Here is a 23,713-nt window from a genome sequence, read left to right as displayed (position 1 = left end):
CTGATCTCATTGAACGTTCAGCATTCCAGTCCGTGACGCAGCACCACCTCAGACAGGGTTTGCGCAGCGTCCAGCTTTACTTCCGGCGCTCGAAATTGCTGCTGTTGGCCAGTTTCGGCTTGTCCTTCTTCTTGAAAGGCTTGTCGTCTTTCTTGAAGGGCTGCGCGTCCTTGCGGAACGGCTTCGCATCCTTGGCGAAGGGCTTTCCGTCGCGTGCCTCGGCTGCCTTGGGGCCGCCAGGGCCAGCCGCGTTGGAGGTGTTCTTCCTCGGCTTGCCCTTCGCCCAGTCGTCGCCACGAGGCTCCTTCGGACGATCGTCGTAGGACTTCTTGACGTAAGGCTTGGCCGGCGCGGGACGGCTGAGGTCCGGCGCGCTGGTCAGCCGGGTAACGCGGATGCCGCGCTCCAGCGCCTTGTCCTTCCCGACAGCCTGCATGAAGGCGTCGGCGTGGTCGGCAGCGATCTCGACGAAGGTTTCGTCCTGCTGCATCTTGATTGCGCCGATTTCCCGCTTGGTGACGTTGCCGTTGCGGCAGAGCATCGGGATCAGCCAGCGCGGCTCGGCATTCTGCTTGCGGCCGACCGACAGCGAGAACCACACTGCGGGGCCGAACTCGTCGCGAGACGGGCGCGGGGTCATCGGGAAATCGCCCTCGCCGGCGCGCTCGCGCGGCTTGCGGGCATCCTGCTGCACCGAGATCTCGATCAGATCCTCGGGGGCGGAATATTTGGTGCGGTAAAGGCTGACGAACGCGGCCGCCAGCTTTTCCGCGCCGTGGCTCTCGACCAGCTTGGCGACGAGATCCTGTTCTTCCTCGCGCGGATTTTCGCTAAAGATCGGATCGGCCAGCAGACGCTCGTCGTCGCGCCGCATCACCTCTTCGGCGGACGGCGGGCGTGCCCAGGTGGCGGAAATGCCGGCGCCGCCAAGCAGGCGCTCGGCCTTGCGGCGTGCATTGACCGGCACGATCAGGGCGCTGATGCCCTTGCGTCCGGCGCGGCCGGTGCGGCCGCTGCGATGGAGCAGCGTTTCCGGGTTGGTCGGCAGGTCGGCATGGATGACGAGATCGAGACCCGGCAGGTCGATGCCGCGGGCGGCGACGTCGGTCGCGATGCAGACGCGGGCACGGCCGTCGCGCATCGCCTGCAGCGCATGGGTCCGCTCGTTCTGCGTCAACTCGCCGGAGAGGGCCACGACGGCGAAATTGCGGTTGTTGAACCGCGCCGTCAGATGGTTGACGGCGGCGCGGGTCGAGCAGAACACGATCGCGTTGGTCGACTCGTAATAACGAAGCACGTTGATGATCGCATTTTCGCGGTCGGCCGACGCAACGGCGAGCGCGCGGTATTCGATATCGACATGCTGCTTTTCCTCGGCAGAGGTCGCGATGCGCACCGCGTCGCGCTGGTAGCTTTTGGCAAGCTTGGCGATCGCGGCCGGAACAGTTGCCGAGAACATCAGAGTGCGGCGATCGTCGGGCGCCGATTCCAGGATGAATTCCAGATCCTCACGGAAACCGAGATCGAGCATCTCGTCCGCCTCGTCGAGCACGGCCACCTTGAGGGCCGACATGTCGAGCGCGTTGCGGCGGATATGGTCGCAGAGACGACCGGGCGTACCGACGACGATATGGGCGCCGCGCTCCAGCGCGCGCCGTTCGCTGCGGATGTCCATGCCGCCGACGCAGCTGGTGATGACCGCGCCGGTCATCTCGTAAAGCCATTCCAGCTCGCGGGTGACCTGCATCGCCAGTTCGCGGGTCGGAGCGATGACGAGCGCCAAAGGCTGCCGCGCCGGGCCGAATTTTTCCGCGTCGCCGAGCAGAGTCGGCGCGATCGCGAGCCCGAAGGCAACGGTCTTGCCCGAGCCGGTCTGCGCCGAAACCAGCGCATCGGAATGGATGAGAGCCGGGTCGAGCATGGATTTCTGGACGGGGGTCAGCGTTACATAGCCCCGTTTCGCCAACGCCTTGGCGATCGCCGGGACGGCGCCGTTGTAATCGGTCATCTAAATCTGTCTTTCGGATTTTCGCGCACAAAGCGCTGTGGCTGCAACACTCGCAGCCGAACTTGCGCCGTTCCTACTTATTTGCAGCGCAAATGTCAAAGAGCATGTCAGCGCGAGGCCCCGATCAAGGCCGCTATTGACGCCAAAAGCTTAATATCTGACGTAATCTTCCATTGGTGGGGAGGACCCAGGCGGAGAAGGTCATGTCCGGCATTTTGAAAAAGCAGGCCGAACTGCAGGCTCAGGCCGACGCGATTGTCAGCGCCCTCGGCCTCGAGAATGCCTTGCGCCTGGCCGGAAATCCGGTCCGGGTCGGAAGCTCGGCACTCGGCCTCATGGTCCGCCGCGATATCGACATCACCGTGGTCTGCGAGAGGCTCGACCCAGCCGCCCGCCGAACCGTCGCCGAGATCGCCGGCGAACTGATGCTCGACAACCGCGTCGGCGCCATGCGCTACCGCAACGACAGCGGCCTCTGGAATATCGACCCGCAAAACTACCCGGACGGCCTCTATCTTGGCCTCACCTACCGGCCGCAGACGGGCGAAGACTGGAATCTCGACATCTGGTTCATCGACCAGCCGGACCGCCAGCCCGACCTGAAACATCTGAAGACGCTGCTGCCCCGCTTGACCGACAAGGTGCGGGAAACCATCCTCGTCATCAAGACCGAATTCGCCGCCAACACGCCGAAGGATCGCAAGCCGGCCCCGAGTGCGCTTGTCTACGAGGCGGTGCTCGACGATAGCGTCAAGACTGCCGCGGAATTCGAAAGGTGGATGATCCGCGCCGGTGAACCATGATGAGAAAGCACAAACAAGACGTCGTCTCGTGGTACGAGCGGCCGGAACCGGAAATATGCCCCTTGTGCAATCGGCTGATCCCCGATGATCAGCGCGATGAGCATCATCTCGTCCCCAAGAGCCGGGGTGGGCGGCAGACGCAATTTCTCCACCGCATCTGCCACCGGCAGATCCATGCCCTGTTCAGCGAGGCGGAACTCGAAAAGTCATACTCGACGATCGAGGCTCTTCTCGACCATCCCGAGATCCGCAAATTCACCGAATGGGTCGCGAAAAAACCGCCCGGCTTCTACGACGGCACAAAGCGCAGCAACCGCCGCCGATGACGTCGAAGCTTTACCGCCAGAACGACGGGATCGTCTCCGCAAGCCGCGGCCCGATCCGGAGCGGCTCGATCTTTTCTGCAAGCCCTGTCGTATCGGAAATCTCGATGCCAAGGCCGCAGATCGTCGCTGGCCCGGTCGCCGCCTCGAAACGGCCCTTCGGCATTTTCGAGATGAAGCGGTTGAGCGGTTCTTCCTTGTCCATGCCGAGCGATGAATCGTAATCGCCGCACATGCCGGCGTCCGACATGTAGCCGGTGCCGCCGTTGAGGATCTGGAAATCGGCTGTCGGCACATGCGTATGGGTGCCGACCACCAGGCTGGCGCGGCCGTCGACGAAATGCCCGAAGCACTGTTTCTCGCTGGTCGCTTCCGCGTGAAAATCGAAGATGATCGCGTCCGCCTGTTCCTTCAATGGAGCAGCGGCGAGGATCGCCTCGGCGCTCTTGAAGGGATCGTCGAGCTCGGGATGCATGAATACCCGGCCCATGATGTTGGCGACCAGAATGCGCGCGCCGTTGCGGGCGTAGAAGATGCCCGATCCCTTGCCCGGCGTGCCGGCGGGGTAATTGGCGGGCCGCAGGAATTGCTCGTGGCGGCCGGCAAAGCTCACCGCCTCCTTCTGGTCCCAGACATGGTTGCCGGTCGTCACCACGTCGGCGCCGGCATTGATCGTCTCGAGAAAGATATCCTCGGTAATGCCGAAGCCGCCGGCGGCATTCTCGCCGTTGACGATGACGAAATCGAGCTTCAGGTCGGCGACGAGGCCGGGCAGCTTTTCCCACACCGCCACGCGGCCGGTCTTGCCCACCATGTCACCCAGGAACAAAAGGCGCATTCTTATCCAATCTGTGCGCGGCCCATGTCTTCGAAGGGCCGGTAACCGCTCTCCGTCAGGATAGCGTCTAGTCTGATATCGTGAGGTTCAAAGGGAACTGATGCCACTTCCTGGCAGTCAAAGGCAATCCCGATCAGCTTCGGGTTCAGGCCTTTTTGCTGCAGGCGGTGGATCGCCCGGTCGTAATAACCGCCGCCATAGCCGATCCGGTGCCCGCCGGCATCGAACGCGGAAAGCGGAACCAGCATCACCTGCGGCTCGAGCTCGGCAGCGTCCGGCCCCGGGCCGAAGGTGCCGAACACGCCCGGCTCCAGATCGGCGCCGCGCACCAGTTCGCGAAAGATAATCGTTTTCTTGTCGAGGATGACGGGCACGCAGAGCCGCGCGCTGCGGTCCCTGAGATGCGCCATCAGCGGCCGCACGTCGACTTCCGAGCGGATCGGCAGGAAGCCCGAAACGATCGCGCCGGGCTCGATGCGGATTGCCTCTGCCCCGTGCGATGCAATGACAAGGCTCTTCTCGATGCGCTCGACCGGCGCAATGGCATCCCGTGCGGCAAGCCGCGCGGCACGAAGCTCCGCCTTGGTCTTCAAGCCGTCCGTCATACCTTGTCCGACCGCTTGACCAGCAGCTTGTCGATGCGGCGGCCGTCGAGATCGATCACCTCGAAGGTCCAGCCGTTCTTGGTGAAACTCTCGCCGAGTTCCGGCAGGCGTTTCATCTCGTCGAGCACGAAGCCCGCGACAGTCTCGTAGCCCGGATCGTCCCCGAGCGAAAACCCCATCTGGTCGGAGAACTCGTCGACCGGCATCCAGCCGGCGATCAGGAAAGAACCGTCGTCGCGCGATACGATCGCAGGTTCTTCGTCGTTTTCCTCCTGGAACACGCCGGTGATCGCCTCGAGGATGTCGCCCGAGGTGATGATGCCTTCGAAATGGCCGTATTCGTCGTAGACGAGCACCATATGGGCCGGCGCGCGGCGCAGCGCCTGGATGACGTCGAGCGCGCCGGTGAGGTCCGAGACGACGGGCGCTTCGCGCATAATGCCGCGGATATCCAGCATCTTGCCGCCGGCGATGAAGTCGTAAGCGTCCTTGACGAACAGCGTGCCGAGGATTTCGTCGGAACTGCCGTTGCGGATCGGCAGCCGGGAACGCTGCGTGGCACGCAGCTGTTCGCGGATCTCATCCGAATTGTCTTCGATATCGATGACCTCGACATCGCGCCGCGGCGTCATCAGGCCGCGCGCGGTGCGGTCGGCAAGCCGCATGACGCCTGAGATCATGGCGGATTCTTCCGTCTCGATCACGCCGGCGCTCTGGGCTTCGGCAAGCACGGTGCGGATTTCCTCGTCGGTGACCCGGTCGCCCGACTCGCCCCTCTGGCCAAGCAGGCTGAGGACGATTCGGCCGGAAATATCGAGGAACCAGACGATCGGCGCGCCAACGGTCGCCAGCATTTTCATGGCGGGCGCGACACGGGCGGCAACCGCTTCCGGCGCGCGCAGTGCGATCTGCTTCGGCACCAGTTCGCCGACGATCAGCGACAGATAAGTGATGATGACTACGACGGTGCCGACGCCCAGCCAGTCGGCGAGATTGTCCGCCATGCCCTGCGCCTCGAACCAGGTGGTCAATCGCGCGCCGAGCGTGGCGCCCGAGAATGCACCGGACAGCACGCCGACCAGCGTGATGCCGATTTGGACGGAGGAGAGGAAGCGGCCGGGATCTTCCGCAAGCCGCATGGCTGTGGCGGCACCGCGATTGCCTTGCTCGGCCATGATCCGCAACCGCACGGGGCGGGAGGAGACGACGGCAAGTTCCGACATCGCGAGGACACCGTTCAAAACGGTGAGGGCGATGACGATGAGTATTTCGGTTAACAAGAGAAGCTCTTTAATTGGAACAATATGCCTGCACGCGAAACGAACGTGCCGCCCCAGGGAGCGGCCCGCATCCATACGACCGCGCCGGAGCGCTTCGTCGGCGATGCTTCACGCACAGTTCGGAAAACCGGGACCGGTTCTCGGAGCTATGCACCTTCACTCGCATGCGTAAATCATAGGGTCGTCATGCGGGCATTGCAATGGTTGGAACAAAATGAAGGGTTTGCACCGCGGAAGCCGTGACCCGGTCGCTGTCGCCGCAACTACTGAAGGCTGACCGTCAGTTCGGCGCGGGTGCCGGAAAGAGAGGGCACATAATGGATCGTCGACCCGAGCGTCGCGGCCATGGATTTGACGATGCGGCTGCCGAGCCCGGTTCCCTTCGGCACGTCGCCCTCGCGCCAGCCGATCCCGTCATCCTCGACGGCGAGAAGCGCATTGCCCTCGTCTTGACGCTTGAGCAGCACCCGCACTTCGCCCTCGGTGCCGGCCGGATAGGCATATTTCAGCGCGTTGGTGAGCAGTTCCGTGACGATCATGCCGACGGAGACGGCGCGATCGGAGGTCAGCGACAAAGGTTCGGCATCGAGGCGGATCGACGGTCCCCCATCGCCGTTGACGGAGCCCTGGACCTCACGCACCAGCGTGCCCAGATATTTGTCCATCTCCACATGCCGGACGTCGTCGGACGTGTAGAGGCTGCGATGCATGCCGGCGATCGCGCTGATGCGCGCCTGCGTCTCGGAAAGAGCGGCCTTCACATCGTCGCTCTTGCTGCTGGATACCTGCAGGCGGATGAGTGCCGCGACCAGCGCCAGGCTGTTGGCCACGCGGTGATTAACCTCGGCGAGCAGAACCTCGGCGCGTTCCTTGCCCAGGCGAATTTCCTGCTCGGCCTTTTCCTTGGCCTGCCGCAATTCGGCATTGGCGATGCCCTGCGCGATCGCGCTTTCCATCAGCGGCCAGAACTCCTCACCGACCGTCTTGATGACATAGTCGGATGCGCCGCTCTTCAGCGCATCGATGGCGATCGTCGCGTCGCTGGAACCGGTGACGTAGATCACCGGAATGACCGAGTCCTGGTCTTTCAGCTTGTGAAGGATGTCGAGCCCGGTTCCGGTCTTCAGGTAATGGTCGAGGACGATCGCGTCGATACCGCCGTTTTCCACCGCCGCCATTGCCGATGCGGCATCAACGGCGTGGATCACCTGATAACCAGCCCGCGCGAAATGGCGTTCTGCCAATCTGGCAAGCGCGAGATCATCATCGACATAGAGTATGGTTTGCGGCATCACGTCTCGTTATCTTCCGGGGACCTGCATCACGGCAAAGAACAGCCCCAGTTGTCGGATGGCATGCGCAAAACTGTCGTAGTCCACCGGTTTGGTGATGTAGACGTTGGCGCCGAGATCGTAGCAGCGCTGAATCTCCCGCTCATCGTCCGTGGTCGTCAGGATGACCACCGGCAAACGCTTGGAGTGTGGGTTGGACTTCACCTTCTCTAGGATGTCAACACCCGACATGTCCGGCAAGTTGAGGTCGAGGAGGATCAGCAGATGGCGATCCTGATTTGGGTCTCCGGAACGATCCGCGCCGAGGATAAAGTCGAGAGCTGCATTGCCGTTCGTAAAGGGAACGATCTCGTTGTTGACGCCAGCACGGCGGACGTTCTTCTCGATCAGGCGCGCATGGCCTTCATCGTCTTCGATCATCACGATGGTGACTTCTTTACCGGCAGCCTTCATGAGCCGTTACTCCTGACATAGTGGGACAGATCCGTGGGCAACCGGATGACGAACGTCGTCCCGCCGCCCAATGTGGACGTCACGGTAATCTCACCGCCTAGATTTCTAACTAGTGAACGCACATGCGCAAGACCGATACCCTCGCCCTGCTGGTCCTGAACGCCCGAGCGGCGGAAAAGCTCGAAAACCCTCTCGTGATCCTCCTGGGCGATGCCCCGGCCATTGTCTGCAACCTCTATTCTCATCGCAGCGCGGCCAAGCGGCATGGCCTTGACCGACAGGTTCAACGGCCGATCCGGATGTTTGTATTTCACCGCATTGTCGAAGAGATTGCCGAAAATCTGTTCCAGCGAAAATCGGTCGGTAATAAGGCCCCGCGCCTGGGCGACCGAAATATTCACCTCGCCGCCCGCTTCGCTGACCTGATGGTAGATGCTGGCGGCGGTCGCTTCGAGAAGCTCCCCGAGATCGATCCTCTCCGGCTTCAGCTCGCGCCGCCCGTCGCGGGAAATCTTCAGGATGGCGTTGATCAGCCCGTCCATCTTCTTGGTGGACGAGCGGATGAACGCGATGGCCTCCGGCAGATCCTGCTCGACCGCGACACGGGCATCGTTCACATCAGTTTCAGACAGCGGCGTCCCGTCGGCCAGCACATAGGTGCTGATCGACTTGAGGCTCGCGTCGAGTTCGCTGGTGAAACCCATGATGTTGACCAGCGGTGCACGCAGGTCGTGCGAGACGATATAGGCATAACGCTGGATCTCGCGATTGGCCTGGATCAGATCCTCGGAACGCTCGTTGACGCGCTCCTCAAGCCCGGCATTGAGCTCCTCGACCTCGGAGCGCGCCCGTTGCAGTTCGCGGACGTGCTGGCCGACGATCAGGATCGCGCCGCCGATGACGAGGATGATCATCAGGCCGCCGCCGATGGTGATCCATTGCAGCGCCGATGCCGAATCATTGAGGTCGTCGACCCCGGTCCCGATCCGCCCGTCCGTGTCGCGGAGCAGCGTGCCGAGGATTGTCGTGATGCCTTCCATCAACTGCCGGCCATAGGCGCCCCGGATGACCTCGATCGCCCCGATGGCATTCCCCTTCTGCACCATCTCCACCGTCGACTGCATCTCGGCGAGCTTGTCGTCGATCAGCGGGTTGAGTTCGGCAAATGGAACATGCACGGCGTCCAGTTTGCCGGCAGCCCTTTTCAGTCGCTCGCGCAGTCGCGGAATAACCGTGCTTGCGGTCGTATAGGGGATCAGGAATTCAGAATCCTGCGTCAGGACGAAACCACGCTGGCCGGATTCGGCTGCTCTGAGGAAAAGCTGCATGTCCGCGGCAGCACTTCGAAGTTCGCGCAGCTTCACCACGTCCTCAAAATAGACCTGCGTCGTCCGTGCCAGGAGGAAGGAGGACAGCACGATCGCCAACAGGATGGCGCCCCCGACCAGAAGCATCAACAGCGAAGATCGGGCGAAGGTGGATTTCAAAAAGGGCATCGATACGGCCGGCGAGTGAACGGGACGGCAAGAACTTGGGGGCGCGGCCCCCGTTGTCAAGCGAAGGCCGAAGAATAGATTGGTGCACGTCGAGAAGATCCACCTCGATTGAAAAGAGGATTAAGAGTCTCGTCCAAACCGTGACCACGCGGCGCCAAGTCCACGATATGGTGGATAAATTTGAGAATTCTTAAATATAGATCTGGCCCGGCATTCGCAGTTGTCGCCGCCGGATGAACAATCGCCAGCCAAGCCGATCAGTCCGGACCCGATTTCGCTCGTCCTGCACTTTACAAGCAGATGCGAGAATAGATCATCCGGTCAATATGCGAATCGCGGATATTCAATAAGGATGGCCGCGCGGGAAAGACCCCCCAACCAGCAGTCCCGCCTCTCGGCTGCAGTCCGGAATGCAGCTGAGTGTTTAAGCCAGGCGGTCTTTGCCTTGCATGCGGCTGCGACTTCACTGTCGCCGGAAGCCGGAAACAATCAGGTCAAAAAGGGAGAAGTGCGATCCGCGGCAACCGATGGATGTTTACGATCCTGGGTGCCTACAAACGTAGGTGGGCGCCGTGTGTCCAAGCCCACGGGCCTGGCCAGGGACAGCTCCCTTTGGATCGAGTATGGCCCCAGGGATTGTGGTTCCTGTCGTGAGGCGCAGATCGCATCGGCAATATATGTGTGATTGCCGGTCCGCACCAGTGGCGGCAAGCCTTTATTATCGACTTTGATCAGTTCACGGGAGCGGGCGTGCGGCCGTTGAGCTTGGCGGTCAGCCCGTCGAGCCGCGAGGCGAGCTCGCCGAGCGCTGAGACCACATGCTGCTCGTTGCGCTGCTGGGTTTCAAGCGCGCCGTCGCGGTTGGATTTGAGTGCCGCGACCTCGGTCTCCAGCAGGCCGAGCTTGCGGGTCATCTCCGAAAGTTCGTCCATGATCATGATGCCGGCCATCACGGTGATGCGCAGATCGCCGATCTCGCCGAACTGGCTTTTGAGGTGCCCTACGTAGCGGTCGAATCGATCGGCAAGTTCGGTCAGGTGGCTTTCCTGTCCTTCCTCGCAGGCCATGCGATAGGCCTTGCCGTCGATCATCACCGTTACCTGGGCCATGGCATTCCCTTTTGATCCTGGCGCATCAGCGATCGAGCACGGCGCGGATGGTTTCCATCGCCGTCACGAGACGCCTCGAGACTTCCCGGTTTACTTCTTCCAGTCGATTGGCGCGGAATTGCGACTGGTCGAGCTCCTGCGCGAGCCGCGCCCGGTCCGCGTGCACCCGGCGGACCTCGCCCTCCACGTCCTGGGTCTCGCGCTGGCGCTCGATGCGCGCATCGACGGCGCTCTCAAGACCGCCGATCGCCGCCTTAAGTTCCGAAATCACCATGTCGATCGTCTTTTCCGACGGCATGCGAAGCTTCCTGTCGATACACGAAATGAGCCGAATCGATACGATCGACCTCTCCAACAAGGCCGGAAGACTATTCACCGCCTGCAAGCCGGTCAATCAATCGAGACCCTTCAAACATGTCCTAACTGTGGATCGTCAACTATGTTTCTGCCCCTCGCCACACGGTGCACAGAATTCCGGCAGCTGCGGGAAAGTTCGTCATGATGGCTTCGGCGCGATGGCGCTTTTGTTGACTTGCGCGTTGCACCTGCTAAGGATCACCCGCTCTTAGGTGGTCCCTGGGCCACTCTTCAAGTGGTCCAACGCGGACCGTGACCGACACCCGTAAAAAGCGGATTAGCCATGACCTCTCTCGACAAACATAACCGGATGGCGAACGCGATCCGATTCCTCGCCATGGATGCTGTAGAGAAGGCCAATTCCGGCCATCCCGGCCTGCCCATGGGCGCTGCCGACATCGCGACGGTTCTGTTCACCCGCTACCTGAAATTCGATCCGAAGAACTCGCTCTGGCCGGACCGCGACCGTTTCGTGCTGTCCGCCGGCCACGGTTCGATGCTGCTTTATTCGCTGTTGTTCCTCACCGGTTACGAGGACATGACGATGGAGGACATCAAGCAGTTCCGCCAGCTCGGCTCCAAGACCGCCGGCCACCCGGAATACGGCCATGCATCGGGCATCGAAACGACCACCGGCCCGCTCGGACAAGGCATTGCCAATGCCGTCGGCATGGCGATCGCCGAGCGCAAGCTGGAAGAGGAGTTCGGCTCCGACCTGCAGAACCATTTCACCTACGCGCTCTGCGGCGACGGCTGCCTGATGGAAGGCATCAGCCAGGAAGCCATCGCGCTTGCCGGCCACCTGAAGCTCAACAAGCTCGTGCTCTTCTGGGACAACAATTCGATCACCATCGATGGCGCCGTCTCGCTGTCGGACTCGACCGACCAGGTGATGCGCTTCAAGTCCGCCCACTGGAACACGATCGAGATCGACGGCCATGACGTCGATCAGATTTCGGCTGCGATCGAAGCCGCCCAGAAGTCCGACCGCCCGACCTTCATCGCAGCCAAAACCATCATCGGCTTCGGCGCTCCCAACAAGCAGGGCACCCACAAGGTTCACGGTTCGCCGCTCGGCGCCGAGGAAATCGCCGCAGCTCGGCATGCGCTGAACTGGGAAGCGGAAGCCTTCACCGTTCCGGCCGACGTTCTCGATGCCTGGCGCCTGGCCGGCCTGCGCTCGACCACGGTGCGCAAAGACTGGGAAGATCGCCTCGCCGCCACCGCTGCCGAGAAGAAGGCAGAATTCGTGCGCCGCTTCGCCGGCGACCTGCCGGGCAATTTCGACAGCGCCATCGACGCCTTCAAGAAGAAGATCGCCGAGAACAACCCGACGGTTGCCACCCGCAAGGCATCCGAGGACGCGCTCGAAGTCATCAACGGCATGGTCATCGAAACGCTTGGCGGCTCGGCCGACCTGACGCCGTCGAACAACACCAAGACCAGCCAGATGAAGTCGATCACCCCGACCGATTTCTCCGGCCGCTACATGCACTGGGGCATCCGCGAACACGCCATGGCCGCCGCCATGAACGGCATCTCGCTGCATGGCGGCCTGATCCCCTATTCCGGCGGCTTCCTGATCTTCTCGGATTATTGCCGTCCGTCCGTCCGCCTCGCAGCCCTGATGGGCATCCGCGTCGTGCACGTCTGGACGCATGATTCGATCGGCGTCGGCGAAGACGGCCCGACCCATCAGCCGGTCGAACAGGTCGCAGCCCTGCGCGCCATCCCGAACCTCTTGATCTTCCGCCCGGCCGACGAAACCGAGACGGCAGAATGCTGGCAGCTGGCGCTGAAGGAAAAGCACCGCCCGTCCGGCCTGGCGCTGACCCGCCAGAACCTGGCGCCGGCCCGCAAGACCTATGAGGAGAAGAACCTCTGCGCCCAGGGCGCCTACGAACTCGTCTCCGCGGCCGACGCCAAGGTGACGATCTTCGCCTCCGGTTCGGAAGTCGAGCTGGCGCTGAAAGCCCAGGCGACGCTGGACGACAAGGGCATTGCGACGCGCGTCGTTTCCGTCCCCTGCGTCGAACTCTTCTTCGACCAGCCGGAATCCTACCAGACCGCGGTCGTCGGCAACTCGCCGGTCAAGATTGCGGTCGAAGCCGGCGTGCGCGAAGGCTGGGACCACTTCATCGGCCCGAAGGGTACCTTCATCGGCATGAAGTCCTTCGGGGCCTCGGGCCCTGCCAAGGACCTCTTCAAGCACTTCGGCATCACCGCGGAAGCGGTTGTTGCCGCAGCCGAAAAAGAGCTCGCCTGATCCAACTGAAATGTCCAAGACAAGCTAAAAGCGGGAGTATGTAAAATGACTGTCAAGGTTGCCATCAACGGTTTCGGCCGCATCGGCCGCAACGTGCTGCGCGCGATCGTCGAATCCGGTCGCACCGATATCGAGGTCGTCGCCATCAACGACCTGGGCCCGGTCGAGACCAACGCCCACCTGCTGCGTTACGACTCGATCCACGGCAAGTTCCCGGCAAGCGTCGAAGTCAGCGGTGACACGATCATCGTCGGCGGCGGCAAGCCGATCAAGGTGACCGCGATCAAGGACCCGGCGACCCTGCCGCACCGCGAACTCGGCGTCGATATCGCGCTCGAATGCACGGGCATCTTCACCGCCCGCGACAAGGCCGCGGCGCACCTGACCGCCGGCGCCAAGCGCGTCATCGTCTCGGCGCCTGCCGATGGCGCTGACCTCACCGTCGTCTTCGGCGTCAACCACGATCAGCTGACCCGGGAACACCTGGTCATCTCCAACGCGTCCTGCACCACCAACTGCCTGGTTCCGGTCGTCAAGGTCCTCGATGATGCCGTCGGCATCGACCACGGCTTCATGACCACGATCCATTCCTACACCGGCGACCAGCCGACGCTCGACACGATGCACAAGGACCTCTATCGCGCCCGTGCAGCCGCCCTCTCGATGATCCCGACCTCCACCGGCGCCGCCAAGGCCGTCGGCCTGGTGCTTCCGCACCTCAAGGGCAGGCTCGACGGCACCTCGATCCGCGTGCCGACCCCGAACGTCTCGGTCGTCGACTTCAAGTTCGTCGCCAAGAAGACGACCTCGGTTGCCGAAGTCAACGAAGCGATCAAGGCCGCGTCCAACGGCGCCCTGAAGGGCATCCTCGGCTACACCGAAGAACCGCTCGTTTCCCGCGACTTCAACCACGACAGCCATTCCTCGATCTTCGCGATCGACCAGACCAAGGTGCTCGAAGGCAATTTTGTCCGCATCCTGTCCTGGTACGACAACGAATGGGGCTTCTCGAACCGCATGGCCGACACGTCGGTCGCGCTTGCCAAGCTTATCTGAAGCCTGACGGGGCTGCCTTTGGGCGGCATCGGCAAGATATCGCCCCCTCCCCGCAAGGGAGGGGGTTTTTGTTTGTGGGGTGGTGGTGAGGGAGGCGCTGGCTTCAACAAATGGGCGGCAGAAGCGAAGTCAGCAGCCGTGAAGCGCTCATAGCGGCTTTACACCTCCATTTCAGCCATTCAGTCCAACTCGTTCGTGTATTAAGCTGCCCATCCGCTTAGGAGCGTGGCAACGACCATTTCGGGTTTGGTATCGACGGCTAGTTCGAAGCACAGTGGTGTGAAAGCGGCGGGCACCTGGTCGCGACTGATCGACCTCCATGTGGTCGGGGTGTCGAGCGGGAATGCAGAGTGTTAGCGTTGGTTGTTAACAACTGCGAAGGGCCACATACGAATGCTTTATGACCGCATCTCGTTTCAACTGAGCGGCGTGATATCCTTTTCGAGTTCCGCGACTTCCTTTCTGATCAGCTGAAAAAAGTTGCGATTAATCCGCTCGATAGCCCAGTTTGCCACTACAGCGCGGTCGATGACCTTCATTGTAGCGATCAGGTCGATCTTCTGATCGGTAGAATATTCGTCAAACCTGGGAATGTAACGAGTTGAGGTAAGGTTAAAATTGATCTCGTGGTACGCCTTAACAAATCGCTTTGGAGAGCCAAACTGACCCCTCCCCAACCGCCGCCATGTTTTCGCAATAAAGCTGTCCAGCCGCTGGAGCTGCTTTAAGTCGTCCGTCATCGAAAAGAAGAACATCCAACCCATTCTTCGGCCATCAAAGATGCATCCGGTGATTTTCAGATTTAGGCGAGTGAGGATTTTGGCGTGATTTGCATTGTATTTCACGCCGGTCATCACCGTCATCACCTTGTCAATGATGCGCCGGTATGAGCTTTCTCGCACCGACGTGACTTCGGGCGCGAGATGGAAGCCAAGATAATCAACTCCTTGGGAGAGCGGGACAATTTTAGTCTTTGTCTTGTCTTCGAGGCGATGACACTCCAGCCCAATCTTCGCCAACCGCCCTTTTATCAAACGAAAGTTCCGCTTGGCATGTGTCGTGGGGCATATGATCAAAATGTCGTCGACATATCGGAAATATGCAAACCGCGACCGGGCGAATTCATCGAACTTTATCATATATATAGACGACAGCACGTTGGAGATGCTGAGGCCCTGCGGGATGCCAATCGTGTTAGGTCGTGTTTCCTTGCTAGCTGAGGTTGGAGTGCTAACCGCTTGCATGATTAGATTGAGGAGCGGCTTATGGCGAATACGAGTTCTTAATCGGCAAAGCAGCTCGTCGTGGCGCACGGAGGGATAGAAGTTTTTTATATCAATTTGAATGAACGAGTAATCATCTCCAAGTGGCGCGATCAAATCAGCGACTTCGTCTATAATATAATGGGCAGGTGGGATCCTGGAGTCAGGAAAAACAGACATCAAAACATTCGTTAGCGCACGTAATGCGACCCGATCTCTTACTGTTGCAACAGAAATTTGCCGTGGTGGCTTGTCGGGACCTTTGAGGACGAGCTTTTGTTTAAATGTCGTGAAATTGTACGATCCAGCAAGTGCCCTGTCAGAAATTCGCTGTACTCCCTCATCGAGGGTTTGGGCAAAGACGGAGGGATGAGCCCCATCCTTCCCGACGGTGTGAGAGTGAAGAATACGTTCGTTGAAGATTTCCGCTAGCCGCTGTGGCGCGAACTCGGTGGTGAAAATGCCGAGCGCGGTCACCTGCACACCCATCCAAGGATCAGAGGCCACGCAAGAAAGACCAATGGTGCTACGAACAAAAACGAGATAGACACGTAATAGAAGGTATGGCGAAAAATATAAGATAGCCACATATAATTTGTGGGAGTGAGCGACTTGTCGCCGATATTAAGTTCTTTTCCCTCCCAGTACGTGTGATTGACAATAAGGTCATAGTAATCTTTTTCGGAATGATTCGGGTATATCTCGAGGATTTCGAGATACCCGTTGAGCCTCTCGTCCGGGTTTATGCTTACACTCTCAAGTTTTTGAAGTTTTAGGTAGCACTCGCGGAATATATTCGCGCGGCTTTCAAAGCGAAAACCTCCGGAGACAAGGGACGCGACCAACACAATGACCGACGCCGAGAGATTAATCTCTTCAAGAAGAGGATAAGTTTGCACGTAAAACTTGGAGAATATTGATAGGACTACCGTAAATAGGGAATAATATGTAACAGATAGATAACTAACATTTTGATTTCGAATGGCTTTTCGCTCAGCGATCATCCTGATACGGGAGGTAATCCAGATGCGGTCGTCAACGTTGCTCAATTTTATTCCCGTCATGAATGGGTGAAGGTGTCCGGACGCAAAGATTTCATAACGATTAAGCACTCCAAGGAGTGCAGCTTCAAGCTCAGGCATGCCAGTCTTGGTAACAGTGACCCACAGTAGTGAATCAGTGGTTTTCACCACTCCGCCCGGACACGAAATATTTATCTTCGATTTTCGTCGATTTCAACCATATCGTGCATGTCTTTGCCAACTTGGTTACTCGGCCAAATAAATGCCCTCTGGCCGCGACTTCGACTCGGCCAAAGGCGGTCGACTCCGACGCTACAGGTAATATCTGCTTTAAAGAAGAGAAACGAACGTCATCGCGACCATTCGAGATTGTTTGCAGTACGGCCGCTTTTCAAGATCACGATCCCATAAGCTGTCGGTCCGCTACCGGCCCAAAAGGGGCCATTCATGACCTTCGCTTCCTGATACCGCAACGCGCGACACCATACCTACAACCGAATTTTTTCACCCTCGATCATCCCCACCCCTCCAACCCATGCCTACAATCCTCCCGCTTCCGTCGCCGGAGTGTTTCGCGAGACGTTCGCGGGCAGGCGGGGGCCGGCGCTTTCATCAAAACCGTAACGTGCGGGGATGGTGGAAGAGGTGAAAGCCATGGAGTGCAAGTCGAAAGACGAACATTCCTATCAAGCCTCCCCCGGACAGCCATGTCCGGTTCGGTTGAGCCGTGCAAGTGGCAGGCCTGTCCCGAAAGGATGGGCGCGAATGAAGCCACGCAGCGAGGCGAGATGATCACCTGTAGGGGCCGGAAGCCTCGAAAGAACGCCGAAGGCCACGCGAATGCGGAGCCATACTATTATTTTACTATGAGGCTCCGCATTCGTGTGGGCTCTCCGATAATCCAGCGCCCCCAAAAGTGGGTACCGGTTTTGGGACGGGACGCTGGGCAGAAAAGTGAAAAGCCTCAGGCACCAAGGCACTGGTCCGTCTTTTTTATCCCCTGCCCTTCTCTTGCCGGAATTGTTCCCGCCTAATCGATCAGTCGATTCGCCTGGCCCTCGGCCGGGATCTGCCCCATTCTCGCATGGCCGCGTTGCGGCGTGGCACAGTTCCGTTCCGGGGCTGCGGACGGGGATGGTGTCGGCAAGAGGTGCGAAGGAAGGGACTTATAGGTGGAGGCTTTTTATATCGTCCTGCTGGTCGGCACGGTCCTGGTGCTGGCGGCTGCCCTTTCGAGCCTCCTCGCCTTCCGCTTCGGCGCTCCCCTCCTGCTGATCTTCCTGTCGATCGGCCTGCTCGCCGGCGTCGATGGCCTCGGCATCCGATTCGAAAACTATTCCTTCACCTTCATGCTGGGATCGCTGGCGCTGGCGATCGTGCTGTTCGATTCCGGCTTCATGACCCCTATCCACTCGTTCCGCCTTGCCGCGGCTCCGGCGATCACGCTTGCGTCGGTTGGGGTGCTGCTGACGACCGGCATCTTCGCCCTCGGGGCGATGATCCTTCTCAATTTCAACTGGCTCGAAGGCCTGCTGCTCGGCTCGATCGTCGCCTCGACGGATGCCGCCGCCGTCTTCTTCCTGCTGCGCGTCAGCGGCATCAACATCCGCGACAAGGTGCGCTCGACGCTCGAAGTCGAGTCCGGCACCAACGATCCGATGGCGATCTTCCTGACGATTGCGCTCGCCGAGCTTCTGGCGACCGGCCAGGGCCTTTCCGGCCTCGACCTGCATTTCCTTTTCCTATTCGTCGAGGAAATGGGACTCGGCGTCATCTGCGGCCTGTTCGGCGGCATGATGATCGTCTGGGTGCTGAACCGCTTCACCTCCGACCGCGGGCTGGCGCCGATCTTCGTGCTGACGCTGGCGCTTCTCGTCTTTTCCTTCACCGGCGCCATGGGTGGCAGCGGCTTCCTGGCGGTCTATGTCGCCGGCATCTATTCCGGCAATCGCAAGATGTTCGCGAAACCCCAGATCATCCGCTTCAACGAAGGGCTGACCTGGCTTGCGCAGATCATCATGTTCCTGGTGCTCGGCCTGCTCGCGACGCCTTCGCAATTCCCGGCTATCCTCTTGCCGGCGATCGGGCTGGCGCTCTTCCTGATCTTCGTCGCCCGGCCGATCGCCGTGTGGCTGAGCCTGCTGCCCTATGATTTCACCCAGCAGGAGACCAGCTTCCTCGCCTGGGTCGGCCTGCGCGGCGCGGTCTCCATCCTGCTCGCGATCATGCCGGTCTTGAGCGGCGTCGAAAACGGCCAGCTTTTCTTCAACACCACCTTCATCATCGTGCTGGTCTCCCTTCTCGTCCAGGGCTGGACGATCAAGCCGGTCGCCCACAAGCTCGGCCTCATCATTCCGCCGCGCATCGGCGCCGTCGACAAGATCGAGCTCGACCTGCCGGGCACCGCCCATCACGAGCTGATCTCCTATCGCGTCATGAAGGACAGCCCGATCCTGCAGGGCGAACGCATCCCCCGCTGGGCCATGCCGTCGCTGGTCATCCGCGACGGCCGCAGCATGCGTTACCAATATGCCGGCCGGCTGAAGGAGAACGACCAGGTCTACCTGTTCATCTCGCCCGCCTATTCGAAGCTGCTCGACCGCATCTTCGCAAGCCAGGTGCCGGTCGACGAGGACGACGCGGAATTTTTCGGCGCGTTCGCGATCTCGCCGACGAGGCCCGCCAAGGAGCTCGATGCCGCCTACGGCCCCGGCCTGCTCTCCGCCAACGAGCAGAACATGACGATCGGCGACCTGATCACATCGCGACTCGGCGGCCGCGCGGATTATGCCGACCGCATCCGCTTCGGTTCGATCATCCTGATCGTGCGCGAACTGGACGAGCACGAACATGTCCGCAGCATCGGCATTTCGCTAGAACCCGTGGAGCCGGCGACCAATCTGCCGATCTTCATTAACATGCGCGAGATCGCCCACCGCGTCCGTGATCTGATCCGCAAATACCGAGGCAAGCACCTCCCCGTGAAACCGGGCGCCGTGCCGCCCGAGGGGCCAGCGTAGAGTGGCGAACGCCCAAATAAAATCCTCCACCCGCTGCATTATCGCGGTAGAATCGGCGTGCGGCGTATCCGCGACAGACGGAATATCGAAGGCTGCAACCAATCGTCTTGCGTCGCCGGTCAGGCATAGTAAGGTCCGCTGCGAACTTTCCGAGTAAATGGATTAGCATCATGCCGGCCTTCAAAACCCTTGACGACCTCACCGATATCGCAGCCAAGCGCGTGCTCGTGCGCGTCGATCTCAACGTTCCCGTTTCTGCCGACGGCAAGGTCACCGATGCGACCCGCATCGAACGCGTCGCACCGACCATTCTGGAACTGTCGAAGAAGGGCGCCAAGGTCATCCTGCTTGCCCATTTCGGCCGTCCGAAGGGCGAGCCGGTCGCCGACATGTCGCTGTCGCTGATCGTCTCCGCCGTCAACCAGGTTCTCGGCCACAAGATCCTCTTCGCCTCCGACTGCATCGGCCCGGAAGCCGAACAGGCGATCGCCGGCATGAAGAACGGCGATATCCTGCTGCTCGAAAACACCCGTTTCCACAAAGGTGAGGAAAAGAACGACCCCGGCTTCACCGAGGCGCTCGCAAAGAACGGCGATATCTTCGTCAACGACGCCTTCTCCGCCGCCCACCGCGCCCATGCCTCGACCGAGGGCCTCGCCCATCACCTGCCCGCCTATGCCGGCCGCACCATGCAGGAAGAACTCGAAGCGCTCGAAAAGGGCCTCGGCAATCCAGCCCGCCCGGTCGTTGCGATCGTCGGCGGCGCCAAGGTGTCCACCAAGATCGACCTGCTGCAGAACCTCGTGAAACGGGTCGACGCGCTGGTGATCGGCGGCGGCATGGCCAACACGTTCATCGCGGCACAGGGCATCGATGTCGGCAAGTCGCTCTGCGAGCATGACCTTGCCGACACGGCCCGCAAGATCATGGCGGAAGCCGAAGCCTCCAATTGCGCTATCGTGCTGCCGGTCGACGGCGTCGTCGCCCGCGAGTTCAAGGCAGGTGCTGCCAACGAAGTGGTCGATATTAACGCGATCCCGGCTGACGCCATGATGCTCGACGTCGGGCCGAAGTCGGTGGCAGCCGTCAACGACTGGATCTCCAAGGCCTCGACGCTCGTCTGGAACGGCCCGCTCGGCGCCTTCGAGATCGAGCCTTTCGACAAGGCGACGGTCGCTGCGGCCAAGCATGCCGCAGAGCAGACCAGGGCCGGCAAGCTCACCTCGGTCGCAGGCGGCGGCGATACGGTCGCGGCCCTCAACCACGCAGGCGCTGCCGACGACTTCTCCTATGTCTCGACTGCCGGCGGCGCATTCCTGGAATGGATGGAAGGCAAGGATCTGCCAGGCGTCTCAGTGCTGATCAAGGCCGCCTGATCTGTCATTTTCCGAAACGGAGCGCGTGCCATATAGGGCGGCGCGCTCCCGAGTTAACTGGTTTAAAAAATTTTAGATGTTTTAAACGATTGAAAGCATTTCAATCGTTTCAATAGCTTACCGTAGGATTTCCCTTTAAAATAACTTCTGTTATCCGCATTTCATGAGCTTTGGGAGAACCGAAAATGACTGAACGTCTTGAAGACATCGCCGTGAAGATGGTCGCCGACGGCAAGGGCCTCCTGGCCGCCGACGAATCGACCTCCACCATCAAGAAGCGCTTCGACAGCATCAATCTCGAATCGACCGAAACGAGCCGCCGCGACTACCGGGAAATGCTGTTCCGCTCCGACGACGCCATGAAGAAGTGCATCTCGGGCGTCATCCTCTACGAGGAAACCCTCTACCAGAAGGCCGCTGACGGCACCCCTTTCGTCGATATCATCAAGGCCGCCGGGTCGATCCCGGGTATCAAGGTCGATACCGGCGCCAAGCCGATGGCCGCGTTCCCGGGCGAAACCATCACCGAGGGCCTCGACGGCCTCGGCGAGCGGCTCGCCAAATATTATGAAGCCGGTGCCCGTTTCGCCAAATGGCGCGGCGTGATCGCCATCTCCACCGAGCAGAAGCTGCCGACCTGGGGCTCGATCAAGGCCAATTCGCAGGCGCTCGCCCGCTACGCGGCGCTCTGCCAGCAGGCCGGCATCGTGCCGATCGTCGAGCCGGAAGTGCTGATGGATGGCGAACCGGCGACCCACAGCATCGATACCTGCGCCGAAGTGACCGAATGGGTCCTGCGTACCGTCTTCGCCGACCTCTATGACGCCCGTGTCAAGCTCGAAGGCATGATCCTGAAGCCGAACATGGTCATCGACGGCAAGAAGGCCCGCAAGGCCTCGGTCGAGGAAGTGGCCGAGCGGACCGTCAGGGTTCTGAAGGCAACCGTTCCGCCCGCGGTTCCGGGCATCGCCTTCCTCTCCGGTGGTCAGTCGTCGGAAGAAGCGACCGCCCATCTTTCGGCGATGAACTCCGGCTACGACCTGCCCTGGGGGCTGACCTTTTCCTACGGCCGCGCACTTCAAGACCAGGCTCTCAAGGCCTGGGGCGGCAAGTCCGAGAATGTCGCAGCCGGCCAGCGCGCCTTCACCCATCGCGCCGAGATGAACAGCCTCGCCGCCAAGGGAAGCTGGAAGAAGGATCTCGAAAAGGCTGCTTGAGGAGCGCCTTTTCAAGGAGGAGGAAGAAGGCCGCTTCGGCAACGGAGCGGCCTTTCTGTTGTGTCGCCACCTCAAAATCCAATTGAACCGAAAGGGCGAAGCGGCGTTCATTGCGTGAATGGAGGTTGCCATGATGGAAATGGAAACCAGGGTCCGCAGGCTTTTCGACGAGTACGGCCGGACCAGCAATGATGCCCTCAAGGATGCGGCGTCGGTGAATATCGCGGGCATCGCAGCGTTCTTCGCCGCCTATTTCGTCGGCTCGACACCGCAGGCCGTGTTCGGCGGAGCCAATGACGCGGCATTCCGCGAAGTGATCCCGCAGGGCTTTGCCCGATATCGCGAGGTCGGCGGCAAGCGTATGGACATAACCGGCGTGAAGATCACCTGCCTCAACGATCTTCATGCGCTTGCCGAAATCGGCTGGGATTTTTCCTATGTCAACAAGGCGGGCGAGGCTGGCAATGTGCGGTTCACCAATTTTTATTTGGTGACTGTCGCCGACGGCACCCCCAGGATTTTCGCCTATATCACCGGCGACGAGGAGAAAGCGATGCGGGATCACGGCCTTGCCTGAGCCGACGATGCTGGCCGGTTTCATTTCCGTGATGATGCCGATCAAAAACATTGGCTGGTCATGGCGGTTGATGAAGTTTTAAATCCGGCATCGCCCCCGGAGAATTTCGCCATGCCGACCGCCGATTTCGTCACCGTCGATGTTTTCACGAGCGAACGTTTCGCCGGCAATCCGCTCGCCGTGGTGCCGGATGCGCGTGGGCTCACCGACCGGCAGATGCAGAACATCGCCATCGAATTCGGTTACGCCGAAAGCACCTTCGTCCTACCGCCCGAAAACCCTGAAAACAGCGCACGGGTACGCATCTTCACCCCGACGATGGAAATCCCCTTTGCCGGCCACCCCAATGTCGGCACCGCCTATGTGCTTGGCCAGCGCGCCGACCTTTTCGGCAAGCCGGTCGCCGATACGCTCCGGTTCGAGGAGATCGCCGGCTTGGTGGAAATCCGGCTGCTGCGTGAGGCAACCGGCGTGATCGGCGCCACGATCCGCGCGCCGCGGCCGCTGGAAATCGGCTCGGAGATCGAGCCTGGCCTGATCGCCGGCTGCGTTTCGATCGATGCGAAACATGTGCGCACCACCGCCCACAAGCCGGTCTTCGCCTCCGTCGGTCTCGCCTTCGCGATCGCCGAACTTGACGGTCTCGAAGCACTTGCCGCCGCCCGGCCGAACATCACAGTCTTCCACGAGGCAGCCGCAAAGCACGAGGGTCCCGAAGGCGACTTCCCCATCTTCCTTTATGTCCGCAACCCGGAAAAGCCCTGGAACTTCCGCGCCCGCATGTTCGCGCCGCTCGACAACATCATGGAGGATCCGGCAACCGGCAGTGCCTCCGCCGCCCTCTCAGCCTTCCTGGTGACCCGTGCACCGGAGACGGAAACCACGGTGCATCTGACGATCGAGCAGGGTGTCGAGATGGGCCGCCGCAGCATCATCGAACTCGATGTGGTGAAGGCAGCCGGAACCGTCACCGACGTCACCATCACCGGCCGCTGCGTGCCCGTCATGCGCGGCTCGATCGATGTCTAGATTAGAGAGTCGTGAATTCGCGCAGGATCAGCGCAATGCTCCAGACAGCGAAGGCGACGACGGCGAGCCTCCAGAAATCGCTCCGGCGCCTTAAACCTGGAAGATTGAGCGGCTTGATGATCTGCACCAGCATGGCGAGGATCAGAAGAACCGCGATTGGCTTTGTCATTTAAGCTTTGCCGATCTCATCCGCCACAGGCTGGACATTTTTGCGCTCCACCACAGATAGATGCGGAGGGATTCGGGGAATAGATAGTCCGCTTCGCTTTCGTTAACGCCCGGTTCATTCGCATGCAACAATGCTTGCCTGCGGTCCCGTGATTG

At 60.6% G+C, this 23,713-nt stretch carries 21 protein-coding genes and 1 other RNA gene; 9 read left to right on the top strand and 13 right to left on the bottom strand.

Annotated features, from left to right (window positions below; translation table 11 throughout):
- Positions 1 to 76: 76 nt before the first annotated feature.
- Entirely contained in the window at positions 77 to 2,008 is a 1,932-nt protein-coding gene (locus tag AC1DLT_RS10835) for a DEAD/DEAH box helicase (RefSeq protein ID WP_477486731.1), read from the bottom strand.
- 203 nt (positions 2,009 to 2,211) lie between these two features.
- Here AC1DLT_RS10835 and AC1DLT_RS10830 point away from each other — a divergent pair, with 203 nt between their 5' ends.
- The gene (locus tag AC1DLT_RS10830) at positions 2,212 to 2,811 is read left to right on the top strand and encodes a hypothetical protein (RefSeq protein ID WP_477486730.1); all 600 of its coding nucleotides are present in this window, start codon (positions 2,212 to 2,214) and stop codon (positions 2,809 to 2,811) included.
- Positions 2,811 to 3,137 carry an HNH endonuclease gene (locus tag AC1DLT_RS10825; protein ID WP_477486729.1) on the top strand — a complete coding sequence of 109 codons (327 nt, stop codon included), beginning with the start codon at positions 2,811 to 2,813 and terminating at the stop codon, positions 3,135 to 3,137. Before AC1DLT_RS10830 ends, AC1DLT_RS10825 begins: the two co-directional genes overlap by 1 nt.
- 10 nt (positions 3,138 to 3,147) lie before the next feature.
- On the opposite strand, the gene AC1DLT_RS10820 is transcribed toward AC1DLT_RS10825, so the two are convergent.
- The 9 genes from AC1DLT_RS10820 to AC1DLT_RS10780 form a co-directional block, all read right to left on the bottom strand.
- Positions 3,148 to 3,972 (bottom strand): TIGR00282 family metallophosphoesterase, encoded by an 825-nt coding sequence (locus AC1DLT_RS10820; protein ID WP_477486728.1) that lies wholly within the window; start codon positions 3,970 to 3,972, stop codon positions 3,148 to 3,150.
- Positions 3,973 to 3,974: 2 nt separating this feature from the next.
- Positions 3,975 to 4,577: a 5-formyltetrahydrofolate cyclo-ligase gene (locus AC1DLT_RS10815; protein WP_477486727.1), complete on the bottom strand. Its 603-nt coding sequence runs from the start codon at positions 4,575 to 4,577 to the stop codon at positions 3,975 to 3,977.
- Positions 4,574 to 5,857, bottom strand: a complete 1,284-nt coding sequence (locus AC1DLT_RS10810) for a hemolysin family protein (RefSeq protein ID WP_477486726.1) — start codon at positions 5,855 to 5,857, stop codon at positions 4,574 to 4,576. The genes AC1DLT_RS10815 and AC1DLT_RS10810 overlap by 4 nt, the downstream gene beginning before the upstream one ends.
- A gap of 263 nt (positions 5,858 to 6,120) precedes the next feature.
- Entirely contained in the window at positions 6,121 to 7,149 is a 1,029-nt protein-coding gene (locus AC1DLT_RS10805; RefSeq protein WP_477486725.1) for a sensor histidine kinase, read from the bottom strand.
- A 9-nt stretch (positions 7,150 to 7,158) separates the two neighbouring features.
- Positions 7,159 to 7,602: a response regulator gene (locus AC1DLT_RS10800; protein WP_038544934.1), complete on the bottom strand. Its 444-nt coding sequence runs from the start codon at positions 7,600 to 7,602 to the stop codon at positions 7,159 to 7,161.
- Complete coding sequence (locus AC1DLT_RS10795) at positions 7,599 to 9,098, bottom strand: sensor histidine kinase (RefSeq protein ID WP_477486724.1); 1,500 nt, start codon at positions 9,096 to 9,098, stop codon at positions 7,599 to 7,601. Before AC1DLT_RS10795 ends, AC1DLT_RS10800 begins: the two co-directional genes overlap by 4 nt.
- 508 nt (positions 9,099 to 9,606) lie before the next feature.
- A non-coding RNA gene (gene ssrS, locus AC1DLT_RS10790) (6S RNA) lies at positions 9,607 to 9,765 on the bottom strand.
- 64 nt (positions 9,766 to 9,829) lie between these two features.
- Complete coding sequence (locus AC1DLT_RS10785) at positions 9,830 to 10,207, bottom strand: cell division protein ZapA (protein ID WP_038544939.1); 378 nt, start codon at positions 10,205 to 10,207, stop codon at positions 9,830 to 9,832.
- Positions 10,208 to 10,232: 25 nt separating this feature from the next.
- A complete protein-coding gene (locus AC1DLT_RS10780; protein WP_038544942.1) occupies positions 10,233 to 10,505 on the bottom strand; it encodes a DUF4164 domain-containing protein in 273 nt (90 codons plus the stop codon).
- Positions 10,506 to 10,847: 342 nt separating this feature from the next.
- Between AC1DLT_RS10780 and tkt the strand changes: the two genes are divergently transcribed.
- Entirely contained in the window at positions 10,848 to 12,830 is a 1,983-nt protein-coding gene (gene tkt / locus AC1DLT_RS10775; RefSeq protein WP_477486723.1) for a transketolase, read from the top strand.
- 45 nt (positions 12,831 to 12,875) lie between these two features.
- Positions 12,876 to 13,886, top strand: coding sequence for a type I glyceraldehyde-3-phosphate dehydrogenase (gap, locus tag AC1DLT_RS10770; RefSeq protein ID WP_477486722.1), 1,011 nt, complete (start codon positions 12,876 to 12,878; stop codon positions 13,884 to 13,886).
- A 416-nt stretch (positions 13,887 to 14,302) separates the two neighbouring features.
- Here the strand turns inward: gap and AC1DLT_RS10765 are convergent, their stop codons facing one another.
- Complete coding sequence (locus AC1DLT_RS10765) at positions 14,303 to 15,637, bottom strand: reverse transcriptase domain-containing protein (protein WP_477486721.1); 1,335 nt, start codon at positions 15,635 to 15,637, stop codon at positions 14,303 to 14,305.
- On the bottom strand, positions 15,622 to 16,212 hold the full coding sequence (locus AC1DLT_RS10760; protein ID WP_477486919.1) for an SLATT domain-containing protein: 591 nt from the start codon (positions 16,210 to 16,212) through the stop codon (positions 15,622 to 15,624). Before AC1DLT_RS10760 ends, AC1DLT_RS10765 begins: the two co-directional genes overlap by 16 nt.
- A gap of 1,130 nt (positions 16,213 to 17,342) precedes the next feature.
- Between AC1DLT_RS10760 and AC1DLT_RS10755 the strand changes: the two genes are divergently transcribed.
- The 5 genes from AC1DLT_RS10755 to AC1DLT_RS10735 all read left to right on the top strand — a co-directional run bounded on the left by AC1DLT_RS10755 (position 17,343) and on the right by AC1DLT_RS10735 (position 23,389).
- Positions 17,343 to 19,190 carry a potassium/proton antiporter gene (locus AC1DLT_RS10755; protein WP_477486720.1) on the top strand — a complete coding sequence of 616 codons (1,848 nt, stop codon included), beginning with the start codon at positions 17,343 to 17,345 and terminating at the stop codon, positions 19,188 to 19,190.
- A gap of 170 nt (positions 19,191 to 19,360) precedes the next feature.
- Positions 19,361 to 20,566: a phosphoglycerate kinase gene (locus tag AC1DLT_RS10750; protein ID WP_477486719.1), complete on the top strand. Its 1,206-nt coding sequence runs from the start codon at positions 19,361 to 19,363 to the stop codon at positions 20,564 to 20,566.
- Between the two features lie 185 nt (positions 20,567 to 20,751).
- Complete coding sequence (locus AC1DLT_RS10745) at positions 20,752 to 21,783, top strand: class I fructose-bisphosphate aldolase (protein ID WP_477486718.1); 1,032 nt, start codon at positions 20,752 to 20,754, stop codon at positions 21,781 to 21,783.
- 130 nt (positions 21,784 to 21,913) lie between these two features.
- Positions 21,914 to 22,360 (top strand): hypothetical protein, encoded by a 447-nt coding sequence (locus AC1DLT_RS10740; RefSeq protein ID WP_247137433.1) that lies wholly within the window; start codon positions 21,914 to 21,916, stop codon positions 22,358 to 22,360.
- A gap of 111 nt (positions 22,361 to 22,471) precedes the next feature.
- Positions 22,472 to 23,389 (top strand): PhzF family phenazine biosynthesis protein, encoded by a 918-nt coding sequence (locus tag AC1DLT_RS10735; protein WP_477486717.1) that lies wholly within the window; start codon positions 22,472 to 22,474, stop codon positions 23,387 to 23,389.
- A 1-nt stretch (position 23,390) separates the two neighbouring features.
- On the opposite strand, the gene AC1DLT_RS10730 is transcribed toward AC1DLT_RS10735, so the two are convergent.
- A complete protein-coding gene (locus tag AC1DLT_RS10730; RefSeq protein WP_167551677.1) occupies positions 23,391 to 23,558 on the bottom strand; it encodes a hypothetical protein in 168 nt (55 codons plus the stop codon).
- Positions 23,559 to 23,713 lie beyond the last annotated feature (155 nt).

This window comes from Neorhizobium sp. 05N33 (assembly GCF_056397445.1).
Note: the sequence above shows the minus strand (reverse complement) of the source record. Positions and strands in the feature narration are given on the sequence as shown.